Raw genomic sequence first — 15,542 nt, forward strand, 5'->3', positions numbered from 1 at the left:
TGGGGCGGCTTTAAGCTGGTCGTGATGGGGAGATTAGTCGTTATCGCTATCGCTGAGTGGTAGCGCCGGCGTGATGCCATGGCTTTCCAGCTCCACACGCTCGATGCGCGCAAAACGGTCGGTGATCTTGCGGCTGCTGATGTGCACGTCTTCCACATCCTTGCTGGCCTGCTGGATATGCGTGGCCAGCTTCTTCATGCGCTCGTCGAAGCGCGCAAAGTCCTTGCCCAGCTTGCCCAGCTCGTCCTGGATGATATGCACCTGCTTGCGCGTCTCGGTATCTTTCAACACCGCACGTGCCGTGTTCAGCACGGCCATCAAGGTGGTGGGCGACACGATCCAGACCCGTTTGACCTGTGCGTATTCGACCAGATCTCGGTGGTGCGCGTGGATCTCGGCGAACACCGCCTCGGCTGGCAGGAACATGACGGCGCCGTCCGAAGTCACGTTGGGGATGATGTACTTGCTGGCGATGTCGTCGATATGCTTGCGTACGCCGCTCTTGAACACGGCAGCGCTGGCTTTTTCCGCGCCCTCCAGGAACATGGCTTCGTAATTCTCCAGCGGGAATTTCGAATCCACCGCCACCAGACCGGTCGGTTCCGGCAGTTTGAGCACGCAATCGGCACGCGTGTTGTTGGGGAATGTGTACTGGAACTCAAAGGCGTTCTCCGGTAGCAGGTTGCGCACCAAGCCTTCCAGCTGTACTTCGCCAAATGCGCCACGTGAACGCTTGTCGCCCAGCAACTCCTGCAGACTGACCACGTTGGTGGCCAGGCCGTCGATCTTCTTCTGCGCTTCATCAATCTTGGTCAGGTGCGTCATCACATTCAGGAAGGTCTCGTTGGTCTTCTTGAAGCCCTCGTCCAGGCGCTCCGACACCTTGCCACTGATCTGTTCCAGACGCTCTTCCACCACCTTGGTCAGCACTTCGATGCGCTGGCTGATCTGCTGGATGGCGTTGCCCATGGTGGTCTGGATCAGCGCCTGCTCGGCCTTGCCCTGCTCGGCCAGGGTGATGTGCAGCTTTTCCAGTATGTTTTCACGTGTCTGCGCCAGACTTTGCCCTTGCGACATCTGCAAAGCCTGCATGGCTTCGCGCGTCTGGGTCAGCTCCTGAGTCACCGACAGCCGCAGGCGCTCGTTGCTGTCCAGCACGGCCTGATTCAAGCGGTCGCCCAGTTTGTTGAGGCCATCGTTCAGGTCACGCAACATGGCTAGGTGACGTTGTTCCAGCTGCTGCATCAACAGCGTGTCATTGTCGTTGCGACGCAGCAGCTTCCAGGCCAGCCAGGCCACGGTCAGCAGGTTGACGCTGACGATCAGGAGTAACATAGTTTGGGTCATATAGAGCCAAATTATACCGCACGGCGGCCACGCTCACCGCAGTGCCGTATGCCCAGCGAACAGGCTAACTTCAAATCATGGCCTGTTTGTGCCAAACTCGCCCATGATCGACTTGATCTCAAGGGTGAGGATGCCGTGACCAAACTGAAACTGCTCATCGGCCAATGGCTGGCCAATTTCACGCGACGGCTGCAGAACAACTTTTATCTCTACCTCGCCGCGCTGCTCACCGTGTTCGTCCTGCTGGACGCCAGCGTGTTCCATGTGGGCGAGAACATGCGTCAAAAAGCCTTCGATTTCATGGTGCGGCATCGCGTGGTGGCGCCTGCCCCGGATCAAGACATCGTCATCATCGACATCAACGAGGCCAGCCTGGCCGCCATGGCCAAGGAATATGGGCGCTGGCCATGGCCACGCCAGGTGTTCGGCGAATTCGTGGAGAACATACAGACCCAGCAGCCACGCGCCATCGTGTTCGATGTGCTGTTCAGCGATGCCGACCTGTTCAACCCGGATAGCGATGCCTATTTCAATGAGGTCATCGCGGGCACCGACAATACCTACTTCCCGTTTCTGCGCTTGCCCGAAGCACATGACAAGCTCAGCCAGGTCCGGCCCGGCATGATCCCCGGCCTGCACGAGGCCGTGCCTGGCCAGTCAGACCCCAATGCCACCATCGCCGTGGTGCTGCCGCACTTTGATGCGGCGGTGCAATCCGGGCGGCTGGGCACACACAACATCTACCCGGACAGGGACGGCATCGTGCGCGAATACCGCCTCTACCGTGATGATTACGGCTGGCGGCTGCCTTCACTGCCTATGACGGTAGGTCTTGGGCTGGCCTACCCGCTACCGGATGTGGACAAGGTGTTGCTGAACTGGCGCGGCAAGCCGTTCAGTTATCAGTACGCCACCTTCAGCGACGTGTTCCAGGACATGGCCAGCAAGGTCAAGCAGCGCCCAGCCGAAGAGTTCAAGGACAAGATCGTCATCATCGGCTCCACCGCTGCCAGCCTGGGAGACATCAAGGCCACTGCCATGGATAAGACATTTCCGGGCGTGGAGATCCTCGCCACGGCCATCGACAATGTCAAACATGACGACTATCTGTGGGTGTTGCGCGGCAGCCTGCCCTATGTGCTGATCAGCTTGCTGCTGATCTGGCTGACCACGCTGGCGTTCTATATCAATATGGACCGCGACAAACTCACCAAGCTGTTCTCGGGCACGCAGATCGGCCTGCTGGTGCTGTCCTACATCGGCATCAACCTGGCCGATGCCTATCTGGATTTCACCGGGCCCATCGCCTGGGCAGTGATGTATTTCAGTGTGGCCAAGATCTACGCACTGGCCAACGACCGCGCCTTGCAGCGCTGGCTGGCGTATGGCGTCAAGGCGGGGGCCGGTACCACCCATGCGCAGCTGATGCCGGTCATCGTCGAGAGCCGGGAGCCCTTGGGCGATGCGCTGCTCAAAAAACTCAAGCGCAAGATCGAGCTGGCCAGCCGCACCCCGTGCAATGTGGATATCATCAAAACAGCGCAAAGTGGCATCTGGGGCCTGTTCGGTGACATGGTCCTGGTGAGCTGGACTTATGCCGAGACCGAGGCGGCCTACGCTGCCCAGGCAAAACAGGACGCCAGCCAGCTGGCGGCACAATTGTCGGTGCTGGTCGCCAGCCTGGGTTTGCCAACCGACACCCTGGTGCGTCATGCCATACACGACTGCACGCTGGCCGGGGAACAGACCGCCAGCCAGTGGCGCACCCTGTTCGCACAGGCCATCATCCGCCTGGAACATGATGAAACCCCGCTGAATGCCAGTACCACAGCCTCACCAGCGTAAGAACTCAAAAGGAGCAACCATGGATATGCGAACTTTGCTGGGCCTCGCCCTGCTACTGCCGATGCTGGCAGTGGCCGCCGAGACCGGTACCGCACTCAAGGACGACAGTCTGCGTGCCGAACCCTACGCCGATGCCAGGCTGAGCGGGAAATTCACGCGCGGCGAAAAACTGGAGATCACCGGCAAGCAAGGGGCCTGGCTCAAGGTCAAGACCGCCAAGTCCACCGGCTGGGTACGCTTGCTGTCCGTCAAACGTGGCAGCAGCACAGCGGGCAGCAGCGCAACCGGCGTGCTCAATGTGGCCAGCGGTCGCGCTGGCACCGGCCAGGTGGTATCCACTACCGGGGTACGCGGCCTGAGCGCCGAGGAACTGAAGGCCGCCAGCTACAACGCGGCGGAAGTACAGCTGCTGGAAAGTTACACCGTCACTCAGACACAAGCGCAGCAATTCGCCGTCAGCGGCAAGCTCGGTGCGATCGAGTTCAAGGGCCTGGCGGCCAGCAAGGAGGCAGAATGAAACCCCGTCACGCACTATTGCTGAGCACACTGCTTTGCTCTGGTCTCGCGGTGAGCAGCCAGGCGCACGCTTTTGATCTGGGTAATGCGCTCAAGGACGCCGTCAAACAACAGACTGGCGGTGCAGCCACGGCTGGCAGTGAAGTGCAGACTCCGGCAGGCAGCGCTGCCACGCAAACCAGCTTCAACTGGAAGAGCCCTTCCGCTGAAGAGGAGATGGCGCTGGGTCGCCAGCTTGCCGGCAACCTGCTGGGTGCTGCGCCGCTAGTCAAGGACGCCAAGTTGCAGGCCTATGTGAACCAGGTCGGCCGCTGGGTCGCGAGCCAAACCGACCGCCAGCAGCTGGCCTGGCATTTTGGGGTGATCGACAGTGACGACCTCAACGCCTTTGCCACGCCAGGCGGTTACATCCTGATCACCAAAGGCTTGTACCGTAAACTCGATAACGAAGCTCAGCTGGCTGGTGTGCTCGGACATGAGGTCGCGCATGTGGTGAAGAAACACCATCTCAAAGTGTTGCAAAAATCACAGCTGCTCAATCTGGGCGCCAGCGTCATCGGTGACAAGGTAGGCAAAGGCAATCAGACCATAGACAAGGTGATAGGCAGCGGTGCCGAGATGATGGCGCGTGGCCTGGATAAAGATGCCGAATATGAAGCAGACCGCGTGGGTGTGGCCCTCAGCGTGCGCGCTGGTTACGACGGCTATGGCCTGCCCGAGGTGCTGCAGACACTGGGGCAGGTCAATCAGAGCGACGACAGTGTGACCTTGCTGTTCAAAACACATCCGTCGCCGGAAGACCGGCTGACCCGGCTGGGGGACGCGATCGGCAGCCGCCTGGACGGCGTGAACGAGGGCAAGTTGCTGGCAGACCGTTTCTATCGCCTGCCCAAGTAAGATGGCAACTCTGCACCTGCTACTAGACGTGCTGCCAGTCGGGGTCTGATGCGTCATCATCACGCTTGCATTGCAAGTAACTAGCCGATTTGCGGATTTGTGTGGTACCTTGAATAAAAAATGAGCACAAGACAATCAAGTGCCAATTGTTGTGACTGTGGCGTTTGCCATGGTGTTTTGAGAATAATCCGGGGTTGATGCACTATTTATTAACATGCTGTTTATCAACACAATAGGAGTATTCAAATCATGATCGTCAAACGTTTGTTAAGTCTTTTCGTCGCAAGCTCCATCCTGTTCACCGGTAGCATACAGATCGCGCAAGCGGCCATGGTCAGCTCCGAGCAGGTTGCACAGTCTGCTGGCCTCGCCAGTGCCGAGCAGGACCGTGAGCGTATCTATGCGGCCTTGACACGTGAAGACGTGCGCAGCGAGCTCATCAAGCGCGGTGTGGATCCGCTGCAAGTCGAGCAACGCGTCGCGGCCCTGACCGATGAAGAAGCCAGCAAGATGGCGAACCAGATCGAAAACGCGCCTGCCGGCGGTATCATCGGCGCCATCGTGTTCATCTTCGTGTTGCTGCTGGTCACGGACATCCTCGGCTTCACCAAAGTCTACCCGTTCACACGTTCCATACGCTAAACCAAGCCGGGCCAGTATGTTGTTGCAGATCCGCACCCGCATACTGGCTTTTGCGTTTCTGCTGCTAGGCAGTTTACTGAGTGCTTGCGCTGCGCAAGGCGTGCGTGAAGTCACCCAGAATACCCAGTTACCCAGACAGCACGAGCTGACCGCAACTCCGTTCTTCCCGCAAGCACTTTACCAATGCGGCCCGGCTGCCCTCGCTACCACCTTGAATGCCATCGATATCAAGGTCAGCCCTGAACAATTGACGCCCGAAGTCTATATCCCCAGTCGTCAAGGCAGCCTGCAGGTCGAGATGCTGGCCGCTACACGCAGGCACGGCGCCGTGGCTTATGTGATCCCTGCCAGGCTGGAAGCCTTGCTCCACGAGATCAGCGCTGGCAATCCGGTGCTGGTGATGCAGAACCTGGGCTTGTCGTTCGCCCCTTCCTGGCATTACGCCGTGGCCATCGGCTATGACCTCAACAAGGAGCTGGTCTGGCTGCGTTCCGGCACGTTTGAGCGCTTTGAAATGACGCTAAGCGCCTTTGGGCGCACTTGGGCCAGAAGCCAGCACTGGGCCTTTGTTTCCCTGCCGCCGGGCCGACTGCCGGTCAGCATCGATGCCGATGCAGCGGCCAGAGCACTGGTCGCGTTTGAAAAGAACGCCCCCGCGAGCGCAGCAGAACAGGCTTATGCCGCGGCCGTGCAGCGCTGGCCGGAGCACCTCGTACTGCTGATGGGCCTGGGCAATAGCGCTTACCGCAACAAAGATCTGCACAAAGCACAGCAGGCCTTGTTGCAGGCCACACAGCATCACCCCGCCTCTGCTGCGGCACATAACAACCTGGCCACCGTGCTGCTGGAGCAAGGGCAAGGGCCACTCGCCAGGGCGCATGCCGAACAGGCATTGCAGCTGGCTGCACAGGACCCGGCGCTCAAACAACAGATTGAGCAGACGCTGGCGGACATCCAGACCAAGCTGGATGAGCTGGACGCGTCCAGCAAGTGAACTCCCAGTGAACTCTAAGTGAACTCCCAGTGAACTCTGCGCAGCGATGCAGTCATATCAATAAGCAGCGCTTTTATTACCAGGCTTGAACTGCTAATACGCTTGAACTGGTTTTAAGCTATTTCTGACGCCTTCTGTGTTTGAGCGTCTTGTCTCCCTCCGAATACTCACGCCACCGGCTGCCAGTTAGCCCGGTGTTTTGACAGACCTATTGTAAAAGTTAAAGGAACGACTGATGCAGATCACCCGTACCGCACTTGTGACCCCCCTTCTCACTGGACTCCTGTTTGGACTTTCCGCGTGTGGCGATGTCGCCCAGTTGCCTGTTTCCGCAGGCATAGGCCCTGACCCTACTTTGCCGCCGCCCAGACAGACGCTGATCCCCACCGTGAAGACCTCGCCTGCCGTGGGCTGGACCAGCGCTGCCCGACCTGCCGTGGCAGAAGGTCTGCAAGTCACGGCTTATGCCAGTGGCCTGGCCCACCCGCGCTGGCTGTACCGCTTGCCGAATGGCGATATGCTGGTGGCAGAAGGCACGGCGCCGCCCAAGGGCGATACCGGCTTCAGCATCAAGCGATGGGTAGCCAAAATGGTGATGAAGAATGTGGGTGCCAGTGTGGCCAGCCCGAACCGGATCACGCTGCTGCGGGATGCAGATGGCGATGGCAAGGCCGAGCTGCGCTCCACCTTGTTAGAGGGCCTGCACTCGCCGTTCGGCATGGCGTTGGTCGGCAATGACCTGTACGTGGCCAACGCCGACGCCATCGTGCGCTTCCCGTATCAGAGCGGTCAGACCCAGATCAGCGCAGCGGGTGAAAAAGTCATCGACCTGCCCGGCCTGCCACTCAACCATCACTGGACCAAGAACATCATCGCCAGCCAGGACGGCAGCAAACTGTATGCGACGGTAGGCTCCAACAGCAACATCGGCGAGAATGGCATGGACATCGAACAAGGCCGTGCCGCCATCTGGGAGATCGACCTGCAAAGCCGCGCGCATCGTATCTTTGCCTCAGGTCTGCGCAATCCCAACGGCATGATGTGGGAACCCCAGACCGGCAGCTTGTGGACGGTGGTCAATGAGCGCGACGAGATCGGCAGTGACCTGGTGCCGGATTACCTGACCTCGGTCAAGGATGGCGGCTTCTACGGCTGGCCCTACAGTTATTACGGCGATGTGGTGGATGAGCGCGTGAAACCGCAACAGCCGGAGCTGGTCGCCAAGGCCATCAAGCCGGATTATGCGCTGGGTGCGCACACCGCCTCACTGGGCCTGAGCTGGTCTGAAGGCGACAAGTTACCGCAACAATTTCGCAGCGGCGCCTTCATCGGCCAGCACGGCTCCTGGAACCGTAACCCGCAAAGTGGCTACAAGGTGATCTTTGTGCCCTTCAAGGACGGCAAACCAGCGGGTGAGCCGGTCGATGTGCTGACCAGTTTCCTCAGTGCGGACGGCAAGGCACAAGGGCGGCCGGTCGGCGTGGCCTTCGATGCGCATGGCGCCTTGCTGGTGGCAGATGACGTGGGCAAGACCATCTGGCACGTCACTGCCAAAACAAACTAAGGTTGGCGAGCTTAAGCTCGGCCATCTTAAGCTCGACCAGCTGCGGCACTCCTCCCGGAGGATGCAGCTGGCCAGACCTGCCTAGCTGAACACCTGATGCCACAAGGCCTGCACGGCCTTGACGTGCAGGTCCACGTCCTGCCTGGGCAACTGCGCTTTGCTTTGCCCCTGCAGGCGGATGGCATGCTGCAAACGCCTGTATTCGATATAGGCATCGGCCACCTGTTGCGCCAGCTTCGCCTCCACCAGACCCAGCTCCGCCATGCGTTTAAGCAGCGCGACATTACCAATATTTTCAGTCAATTGCGGCAATTTATTCGCGTGCTTCAGCACCAGATACTGCACCATGAACTCCACATCGATGATGCCGCCACGGTCATGCTTCAGATCGAACAGTTTGGAGGCGTTAGGATGGCCCGCGTGCATCTTTTCGCGCATGTCGACCACCGCCTGTTTCAACCCGGCCGGTTCACGCGCTTGCCTCAATACGGCATCGCGGATCTGCTCGAAGCGGCGACCAATGGCCGCATCCCCGGCGACGAAACGCGCTCGCGTCAAGGCCTGATGCTCCCATAGCCAGGCTTTGTGGCGCTGGTAATCCTCGAACGCCTCCACCGTGCTGACCAGCAGGCCGCTGGCACCGTCCGGGCGCAGCGCCAGATCGGTTTCGTAAAGCATGCCGGCCGAGGTCAGGCTGTTGCACCAGTTATTGATACGCTGTGCGAAACGCGCATACACCTCACCGGCGCCGTCCGCGGCATCGTCGTACAGAAAGATGATGTCCAGATCCGAGGCGTAACCCAGCTCTCTGCCCCCCAGCTTGCCATAGCCTATGATGGCGAAGGCCGGCACATCGCGGTGTTTGCCGCGCAAGGTCGGCCAGATCACCGCCAATGTCGTTTGCAGAACGAGTTCCGCCAGTGCGCTCAGGTAATCAGACAGGGTACGCAAAGGCAACTCACCTGCCACATCCTTGACCGCAAAGCGGAATACCCAGGCATGCTTGAAATGGCGCATCACGTCCATCTGGCGTTCCACGTCGCCTTCCACCTCGCTCAAACGACGTTGCAGCTCGGCACGCATCAGGCTGAAATCGGGAGCGCTGTACAGGTTGCGGGTATCCAGCAGCTCATCGAGCAGGATGGGGTGCTGCGACAAGTACTGAACCAGCCAGGGGCTGGCCGCCGCCAGCTTGATGATCAAACCCAGCGCATCCGGATACTCTGCCAGCAAGGCCAGATAGCTGGCACGGCGGCAGATGTTCTCCAGCAGGTCACTCACACGTAGCAGCACCTGATCCGGCAAGGGTTGTGTGCCTGCCTGCTGGATCAACAGCGGCATCACACGATCCAGCCGCTGGCGGCTCAGCTCGGGCAGGCTGCGGTAGCGACTGCTGGCGCGCAAGCCCTGCAGCCGCTGGTAACTGACCGCCGCTTCCTGATAGCCCAGCGATTGCAGCAATGCCTGCGCAGCTGTCGCCTCCATCAGTCCCAGCCAGAGCTGGTTGGGGCCATGGTCGGCCGCCACCCTGGCTTCGGCGGGCTCGTCGAACAATTCATTGAAATGCTGCTGCACGCGCTGACGGTGCACATCCAGCGCTGCCCGCAAGGCTGGCCAGTCGGCATGGCCCATCGCCAGCGCGATGCGTGCCTGCCCTTCTGCATGCTTGGGCAGCTCCTGTGTCTGCGCATCTTCCACATACTGCAGGCGATGTTCCAGATTGCGCAAGTAGCAATAAGCCTCGCGTAGCTCGGTCACCACTTCAGCCGCAAGCAGCCCTTTTTGTTCCAGCAAGGGCAGCACCGCCAAGGTCGGCTTGATCTGCAGGCTGGCATCACTGCCGCCGCGGATCAACTGGAACACCTGGGCGATGAATTCCACTTCGCGTATGCCGCCTGGCCCCAGCTTGATGTTGTCGAACATGTCGCGGCGTGCCACGTCACGCTGGATCTGCAGTTTGAGGTCGCGCATGGAGGCGAACGCACCGTAATCCAGGTATTTGCGGAACACAAAGGGCTTGAGCAGCGTGGCCAATGCCTGCGGTGGGCCAGCCACGACACGCCCCTTGATCCAGGCATAGCGCTCCCATTCGCGCCCCAGGTTCTGGTAATAATCTTCCAGCATGGCCAGGCTGCAAGCCAGCGGCCCTTCCGAACCATATGGACGCAGGCGCATGTCCACACGGAACACAAAACCATCCACGGTGGTTTCGTCGATGGCGGCGATGAGCTTCTTGCCCAGGCGCGTGAAGAACTCGCTGTTGCTGATGGGTTTGGTGGCGTCCGTCTCACCGTCTTCTTCGAACGCAAAGATCAGGTCGATATCGGAGGAGACATTCAACTCGCCGCCGCCCAGCTTGCCCATGCCCACCACGATCAGTTGCTGTGGCTGCCCCGTTTCGCCGATGGGCTTGCCATAGACGGCTGTCGTCCATGGCATCAAATGCTGCAAAGCGTGTTGCACGCACACCTCGGCCAGCGCGCTGATCACCTGCATCACCTCGTTGAGGTCACCCAGCCCGTTCAAATCGCGCGCCATCAAGCTCAGCATCACACGCTGGCGTAACTTGCGCAGCGCACGTTTCAGCTCCACTTCATTGCTGACCGGGCATTGCGCCAGCCAGTCGCGCATGGCATCGGCATGCCAGGGTTGATGCAGGGTTTGCAGCAGCTCGGCGAGCAAGCTGGCATCGCTGTTAAGCAGACGCTGCGCATAGGGGCTACAGCGCACCAGATGCTGCAATCGGGCGATATCTGTATGCTCGGCAGCGCTGGTGTTCAGCAAGGTGTTCAGATCGGTCATGCGTGTATCCGGCGTTAGAGTCACGGTTGATTATATGCAGAAGTCGGGCTCCGGAATTGACTATTGCCCGTTTTGACAGCGCCTAGTTGTCAAATCAAATTCAGGTTAATGACTTTTTAGTAGTCGCTATCTGACCTGACAGATACCGATTTGACAGAAGTGACTGTCCGATTAAATCGGAACTACTACAAATAATAATAGAGTCAGGCACGATATTGAGGTTGCGTTGTTTCTCTGAATATCGTGCCTGACTCTATTATTGTTACGCGTAGATCTGCATTAGGCCATGCGCTCTTGTCCAATGCAATCAATATAAATATAATGATTGCGTTGATATCTTTAATTTATTGAGGCAATCATGGCTAGTGTTACTATAAGAAACCTGCCCGATGAAGTGCATCGCGCGCTTCGCGTACGGGCTGCCACACATGGGCGCAGCACAGAGGCCGAAATCCGCGACATTCTGGAAATGATCGTCAAACCGCCAGAACGCATCAAGCTCGGTTCGTTGCTGGCTTCCATCGCCCGCGAGGCGGGTGGCCTGACTGATGCTGAAGCCGAGGGCTTCAATCAGCTCCGTGACAAGATCCCGGCTGAACCAATGAGGTTTGAATGATTGTCCTGGATACCAACGTCATCTCCGAGCTATGGAAAGGCGAGCCAAATCCAAACGTGCTGGCCTGGATCGATGCGCAAACTGTTGAAACGCTCTACCTGTCTGCCATCACGGTAGCCGAGCTGCGTTTTGGTCTGGCAACAATGCCGGAAGGCAAGCGGCGCGCAATCTATCAAAAGCGCTTGGAACAAGAGGTTTTGCCGACGTTTGCGGGCAGAGTGCTGCCCTTTGACCTGGATGCTTCGCAGGCCTATGCCGACTTGATGACACGGGCGAAGGCAGCAGGGAAAGCCATCGGCAAGGAAGACGGCTATATCGCCGCCACGGCCTTTCTGGGGAAGCTCACGGTGGCCACTCGCGACACCAGCCCTTTTGAAGCAGCAGGGCTTAATGTCGTCAACCCTTGGACAGCTGCGATTTGACCCAGGCTAGCACCGCAACCCGGCGCGGCTAAATAGCCGCAGACTACCTGACATTAACTGCACATTGGTCAGGCTGCAGCATCCCCTGCTTAAGGTATCTACCAAACACTAGGTAAGAAAACTGACCTTATTATTACTCCTCAGCGTGCTTGGCAGCGCTGGTGTTCAGAGCGGCTGCAGCCTGCCCGCTGCTTTCGGGTAAAATGGCGTTTTGCCTTAAACCTACAGCATTCGACACCCTCATGAGCAGCCTTAACTCCGAAATACAGCGTCGTCGCACTTTCGCCATCATCTCGCACCCGGATGCGGGTAAAACCACCCTCACCGAAAAGCTGCTGTGGTTCGGCGGTGCGATCCAGGTGGCTGGTGAAGTGCGTGGCCGCAAGGCCGCACGCCACGCCACCTCGGACTGGATGGAGCTGGAAAAGCAGCGCGGTATCTCGGTCACCTCCTCGGTGATGCAGTTCCCCTACCGCGAACACATGATCAATCTGCTGGATACGCCGGGCCATGACGACTTTTCGGAAGACACCTACCGTACACTGACCGCGGTGGATTCGGCGGTGATGGTGATCGACTCGGTGAACGGCGTGGAAGCGCAGACCATCAAACTGCTGAATGTGTGCCGCATGCGCGACACGCCCATCGTCACCTTCATCAACAAGCTGGACCGTGAATCGCGTGCGCCCATCGAGCTGCTGGATGAGATCGAATCGGTACTCGGCATGCAATGCGCGCCGATGACCTGGCCTATCGGCATGGGCAAGAGCTTCCGTGGTGTTTACAACCTTTACACGGATAGCATTGCCTTCTTTGATCCGCATGCGGAAAAAGGCACGTCCGAGACCATCAAGGGGCTGGATAACCCACGCCTGGACGAACTGATCGGCCGTCAGGCCGACGAGCTGCGCGTGGACATCGAACTGGTACGCGGCGCTTCGCATGTGTTCGACAAGGATGACTACCTCAGCGGCAAACAGACGCCGGTCTACTTTGGCTCGGCCATCAACAACTTCGGCGTGCAATCCCTGCTGGATGCGGTGGTTGACCTCTCGCCTGCTCCACTGGCACGGCAGACCGCCACACGTCCGGTGGCACCGGACGAAGCCAGGTTCTCCGGCTTTGTGTTCAAGATCCAGGCCAATATGGACCCCAAGCACCGCGACCGCATCGCCTTTTTGCGCGTGTGCTCGGGCCGCTTCGAGCGTGGCATGAAGATCAAGCAGGTATCCACAGGCAAGCTGCTGTCCGTGAACAATGCCATCACCTTCATGGCACAGGACAGAACCACCATGGACGAAGCCTATTCGGGTGACATCATCGGCATCCCCAACCACGGCACCATCAAGCTGGGCGACACCTTCACCGAGAACGAAGCACTCAAGTTCATCGGCATCCCCTCCTTCGCGCCCGAATTCTTCCGCCGTGCACGTATCAAAAATCCGATGAAGATGAAGCAGTTGCAGCTTGGACTTAAACAACTGGCGGAAGAAGGTGCCACGCAACTGTTCCGCCCACTGCTATCCAACGACCTCATCCTGGGCGCAGTAGGCACGCTGCAGTTCGACGTGGTGGCGCACCGCCTGGAGCATGAATACAGCGTGGACGTGGTGTTCGAATCGTTCGACTGCTCAACAGCGCGCTGGCTGCGTGGCTCGGAAACCGACTTGAAAGCCATTGCCGACAAGTACGGCTTCAACGTGGCACTGGATGGCGCTGATGAGTATGTCTATCTGGCGCCTAACCGCGTCAACCTGCAGATGGCGCAGGAACGCTACCCGGATGTGAAGTTCTTGGAGACCCGCGAGATCTTCTAATCGCGAGATTTTGCCGGAATGTGGCGGACGGCTGAGGTGGGCACAGCACACTTGTCACTGCACTTGTCACTGCTGTTGCATTTCAGGACATCGGGTCAACAGCTTGATCTGCCATCAGTTGACTGATAGGTATGCACTGGACTAAACTTAGTCCGGTCATATCAATTGAAATCCTGCTATGTTAACCGTCAACATCCATGAAGCCAAAACCCAGCTCTCACGCTATGTAGACCAGGCTGCGGGTGGCGATGAGATCATCATCGCGCGCGCTGGCAAGCCCATCGCACGCCTGGGGCCATTAGATTCAGACCAAACCAAGCAACGCCTACTCGGCTTGGGTAAAGGTAAACACCAGTTGCCCGATGATTTTGATCGGCTGCATCAGGGTGAAATCCAGGCCATGTTTGAAGCCGCCTGAGCCACATGCCACAACAGACCTACCTGCTTGATACCAATATACTGTTATGTGCGCTCATTTCTCCTGAGCGCTTGAACGTAGAAATTCAACAAGGACTCATCGACAGTCAGAATGTTATCTACTTCAGCGCAGCAAGCATCTGGGAGATCGCCATCAAGGCTAGCCTAAACAAGGCCAACTTCGATTTTTCTGCTGCTGACATCCAGTATCTGGCGATAGAGACCGGTTTTACCGAATTACCCGTTCATGCGTCCCATACCTTGGTGCTTTCAACGCTGCCTTTGCATCACCGTGATCCATTTGACAGGTTGTTGATTTCCCAAGCGATGGCCTTGCCGGCCTACCTACTGACCAGCGATGCCCTGCTTGGCCAATACTCCGAGCTGGTAAAAATCACCACGATCAAATGAAGTTGGGTGGTGCACTTCAGGCTCCTGACAGATTCCTCTTGTTTTTGATGCGTCGTTTGTAGGCGACTGCCTACGCTTGACAGCGTTGACGTGAAAATTAGTAACAGCTTCTAACGTTAAAGCCCGCGTCTGCGGACTTTATTATGTTGCTATTGCGAAGCCGGGCTATGCGCAACTGCTTGTCACCCAAGTCAATATAGTTGCGCAGCCTGCTCCACCACCACTGCATACAGATCACGCGTTGAGGCCAGTGCTGCGGCCTGCATTTGCGTAGCGGGGACCACCACGCCTGCCTCTGTCTTGATGGCACGTGTCGCCGTCGCGTTGGCGACAACGGTAGCGACATAGCCCAGATTGAAGGCGCCATGTGCGGTGGAGTTGATGCACATGTGCGTCATGAATCCGGCCAACACCAGGCTGTTGACGCCCAGGGCTTTCAGTGTGGCATCCAGCTCGGTATGGATGAAGGCATTGGGATAATTCTTGGTGATGACGGTTTCACCCGCGACAGGCGCCACTTCATCCGAAATGGCGCCGATACGCGCAGTGATGTCATAGGGGCTGCCCACACCGCCATCATGTTGGATATGGATGACCGGCACGCTCAGTTCGCGCGCTTTTTGCAAGAGCAGTTGCGCCTGTTTCAGCGCTTCTTCCACGCCTTCCAGCTGCATGGTGCCTTCACGGTAGGTATTCTGGCAGTCGATCAGGATCAGCGCGCTGTCCTTCAGCTGGCCCGGCTGGTGACCGAGACCGACAACGTCACGCAAAGTAGTCAAACTCATGGGGTGTTCCTCCGTATGGATGGGCTGATGCCCGGTTTGTTGTTCGGGCTGCCTTGTATTGCTGGCCGCTTGCTGCCGTCACCTAGCCTGCGCTTTCCACCGGGATCTTTTCCAGTACCGCCCACTCTTCATCAGTGAACAGGCGCGAGCGGATCAGAAAATGCCGGCCCGTGCCCTGCTCCAGGGAGAACTGGCCGCCATGGCCGGCGATCGCGTCCAGCGTCATGTGGGTGTGCTCCCAGTATTGGAACTGGAATTTAGCCATGTAAAACGGCACGCCATGCACCTCCCCCACCTTCACATCAGACGAGCCCACCAGGAATTCACCGTTCTTCATGCACATGGGCGCGCTGCCTTCACAGCAGCCACCGGATTGATGGAACATGAGATCGCCGTGTTTGGCGCGCAGATCGTCGATCAGGGCCATGGCAGCCGGTGTTGCAGTGATGCGGGATATTTCCATGTAA

The 15,542-nt window shown here is 58.4% G+C and carries 15 protein-coding genes; 11 read left to right on the forward strand and 4 right to left on the reverse strand.

Annotated elements, in window-relative coordinates; all coding sequences use genetic code 11:
* Nucleotides 1–33: 33 nt before the first annotated feature.
* Nucleotides 34–1,347: a DNA recombination protein RmuC gene (locus ED236_RS01160; protein WP_123236110.1), complete on the reverse strand. Its 1,314-nt coding sequence runs from the start codon at nt 1,345–1,347 to the stop codon at nt 34–36.
* Between the two features lie 135 nt (nt 1,348–1,482).
* On the opposite strand from ED236_RS01160, the gene ED236_RS01165 reads away from it, so the two are divergent.
* The 6 genes from ED236_RS01165 to ED236_RS01190 all read left to right on the forward strand — a co-directional run bounded on the left by ED236_RS01165 (nt 1,483) and on the right by ED236_RS01190 (nt 7,805).
* Nucleotides 1,483–3,192, forward strand: coding sequence for a CHASE2 domain-containing protein (locus tag ED236_RS01165; protein WP_123236567.1), 1,710 nt, complete (start codon nt 1,483–1,485; stop codon nt 3,190–3,192).
* Between the two features lie 19 nt (nt 3,193–3,211).
* Complete coding sequence (locus ED236_RS01170) at nt 3,212–3,709, forward strand: SH3 domain-containing protein (protein WP_420820401.1); 498 nt, start codon at nt 3,212–3,214, stop codon at nt 3,707–3,709.
* The gene (locus tag ED236_RS01175; RefSeq protein ID WP_123236111.1) at nt 3,706–4,605 is read left to right on the forward strand and encodes a M48 family metallopeptidase; all 900 of its coding nucleotides are present in this window, start codon (nt 3,706–3,708) and stop codon (nt 4,603–4,605) included. The genes ED236_RS01170 and ED236_RS01175 overlap by 4 nt, the downstream gene beginning before the upstream one ends.
* A gap of 249 nt (nt 4,606–4,854) precedes the next feature.
* The gene (locus ED236_RS01180) at nt 4,855–5,247 is read left to right on the forward strand and encodes a PA2779 family protein (RefSeq protein WP_240031977.1); all 393 of its coding nucleotides are present in this window, start codon (nt 4,855–4,857) and stop codon (nt 5,245–5,247) included.
* Nucleotides 5,248–5,263: 16 nt separating this feature from the next.
* Complete coding sequence (locus ED236_RS01185) at nt 5,264–6,241, forward strand: PA2778 family cysteine peptidase (protein WP_123236113.1); 978 nt, start codon at nt 5,264–5,266, stop codon at nt 6,239–6,241.
* A gap of 235 nt (nt 6,242–6,476) precedes the next feature.
* Complete coding sequence (locus ED236_RS01190) at nt 6,477–7,805, forward strand: PQQ-dependent sugar dehydrogenase (protein ID WP_123236114.1); 1,329 nt, start codon at nt 6,477–6,479, stop codon at nt 7,803–7,805.
* Between the two features lie 81 nt (nt 7,806–7,886).
* Here the strand turns inward: ED236_RS01190 and glnE are convergent, their stop codons facing one another.
* Complete coding sequence (gene glnE, locus ED236_RS01195; protein ID WP_123236115.1) at nt 7,887–10,607, reverse strand: bifunctional [glutamate--ammonia ligase]-adenylyl-L-tyrosine phosphorylase/[glutamate--ammonia-ligase] adenylyltransferase; 2,721 nt, start codon at nt 10,605–10,607, stop codon at nt 7,887–7,889.
* Nucleotides 10,608–10,965: 358 nt separating this feature from the next.
* Between glnE and ED236_RS01200 the strand changes: the two genes are divergently transcribed.
* The 5 genes from ED236_RS01200 to ED236_RS01220 all read left to right on the forward strand — a co-directional run bounded on the left by ED236_RS01200 (nt 10,966) and on the right by ED236_RS01220 (nt 14,290).
* Entirely contained in the window at nt 10,966–11,223 is a 258-nt protein-coding gene (locus ED236_RS01200; protein ID WP_123236116.1) for a FitA-like ribbon-helix-helix domain-containing protein, read from the forward strand.
* On the forward strand, nt 11,220–11,645 hold the full coding sequence (locus tag ED236_RS01205; RefSeq protein ID WP_123236117.1) for a type II toxin-antitoxin system VapC family toxin: 426 nt from the start codon (nt 11,220–11,222) through the stop codon (nt 11,643–11,645). Before ED236_RS01200 ends, ED236_RS01205 begins: the two co-directional genes overlap by 4 nt.
* A gap of 242 nt (nt 11,646–11,887) precedes the next feature.
* A complete protein-coding gene (locus ED236_RS01210) occupies nt 11,888–13,462 on the forward strand; it encodes a peptide chain release factor 3 (RefSeq protein ID WP_123236118.1) in 1,575 nt (524 codons plus the stop codon).
* Nucleotides 13,463–13,640: 178 nt separating this feature from the next.
* Nucleotides 13,641–13,880 (forward strand): type II toxin-antitoxin system Phd/YefM family antitoxin, encoded by a 240-nt coding sequence (locus tag ED236_RS01215; RefSeq protein ID WP_123236119.1) that lies wholly within the window; start codon nt 13,641–13,643, stop codon nt 13,878–13,880.
* A 5-nt stretch (nt 13,881–13,885) separates the two neighbouring features.
* Nucleotides 13,886–14,290, forward strand: coding sequence for a type II toxin-antitoxin system VapC family toxin (locus tag ED236_RS01220; RefSeq protein WP_123236120.1), 405 nt, complete (start codon nt 13,886–13,888; stop codon nt 14,288–14,290).
* Nucleotides 14,291–14,481: 191 nt separating this feature from the next.
* Here ED236_RS01220 and ED236_RS01225 read toward each other — a convergent pair whose 3' ends face one another.
* Nucleotides 14,482–15,075, reverse strand: coding sequence for a cysteine hydrolase family protein (locus ED236_RS01225; RefSeq protein ID WP_123236121.1), 594 nt, complete (start codon nt 15,073–15,075; stop codon nt 14,482–14,484).
* An 82-nt stretch (nt 15,076–15,157) separates the two neighbouring features.
* Complete coding sequence (locus tag ED236_RS01230) at nt 15,158–15,538, reverse strand: DUF779 domain-containing protein (RefSeq protein ID WP_123236122.1); 381 nt, start codon at nt 15,536–15,538, stop codon at nt 15,158–15,160.
* Between the last annotated feature and the right edge of the window lie 4 nt (nt 15,539–15,542).

The sequence above is a fragment of the Pseudomethylobacillus aquaticus genome, assembly GCF_003730115.1.
GTDB lineage: Bacteria > Pseudomonadota > Gammaproteobacteria > Burkholderiales > Methylophilaceae > Pseudomethylobacillus > Pseudomethylobacillus aquaticus.

Excerpts from the sequence above, each read along its gene's own strand:
- ED236_RS01160 (WP_123236110.1), bottom strand. The coding sequence starts at position 1,347 with ATGACCCAAACTATGTTACTCCTGATCGTCAGCGTCAACCTGCTGACC.
- ED236_RS01170 (WP_420820401.1), top strand. The coding sequence starts at position 3,212 with ATGGATATGCGAACTTTGCTGGGCCTCGCCCTGCTACTGCCGATGCTG.
- ED236_RS01175 (WP_123236111.1), top strand. The coding sequence starts at position 3,706 with ATGAAACCCCGTCACGCACTATTGCTGAGCACACTGCTTTGCTCTGGT.
- ED236_RS01180 (WP_240031977.1), top strand. The coding sequence starts at position 4,855 with ATGATCGTCAAACGTTTGTTAAGTCTTTTCGTCGCAAGCTCCATCCTG.
- ED236_RS01185 (WP_123236113.1), top strand. The coding sequence starts at position 5,264 with ATGTTGTTGCAGATCCGCACCCGCATACTGGCTTTTGCGTTTCTGCTG.
- ED236_RS01190 (WP_123236114.1), top strand. The coding sequence starts at position 6,477 with ATGCAGATCACCCGTACCGCACTTGTGACCCCCCTTCTCACTGGACTC.
- glnE (WP_123236115.1), bottom strand. The coding sequence starts at position 10,607 with ATGACCGATCTGAACACCTTGCTGAACACCAGCGCTGCCGAGCATACA.
- ED236_RS01200 (WP_123236116.1), top strand. The coding sequence starts at position 10,966 with ATGGCTAGTGTTACTATAAGAAACCTGCCCGATGAAGTGCATCGCGCG.
- ED236_RS01205 (WP_123236117.1), top strand. The coding sequence starts at position 11,220 with ATGATTGTCCTGGATACCAACGTCATCTCCGAGCTATGGAAAGGCGAG.
- ED236_RS01210 (WP_123236118.1), top strand. The coding sequence starts at position 11,888 with ATGAGCAGCCTTAACTCCGAAATACAGCGTCGTCGCACTTTCGCCATC.
- ED236_RS01215 (WP_123236119.1), top strand. The coding sequence starts at position 13,641 with ATGTTAACCGTCAACATCCATGAAGCCAAAACCCAGCTCTCACGCTAT.
- ED236_RS01220 (WP_123236120.1), top strand. The coding sequence starts at position 13,886 with ATGCCACAACAGACCTACCTGCTTGATACCAATATACTGTTATGTGCG.
- ED236_RS01225 (WP_123236121.1), bottom strand. The coding sequence starts at position 15,075 with ATGAGTTTGACTACTTTGCGTGACGTTGTCGGTCTCGGTCACCAGCCG.
- ED236_RS01230 (WP_123236122.1), bottom strand. The coding sequence starts at position 15,538 with ATGGAAATATCCCGCATCACTGCAACACCGGCTGCCATGGCCCTGATC.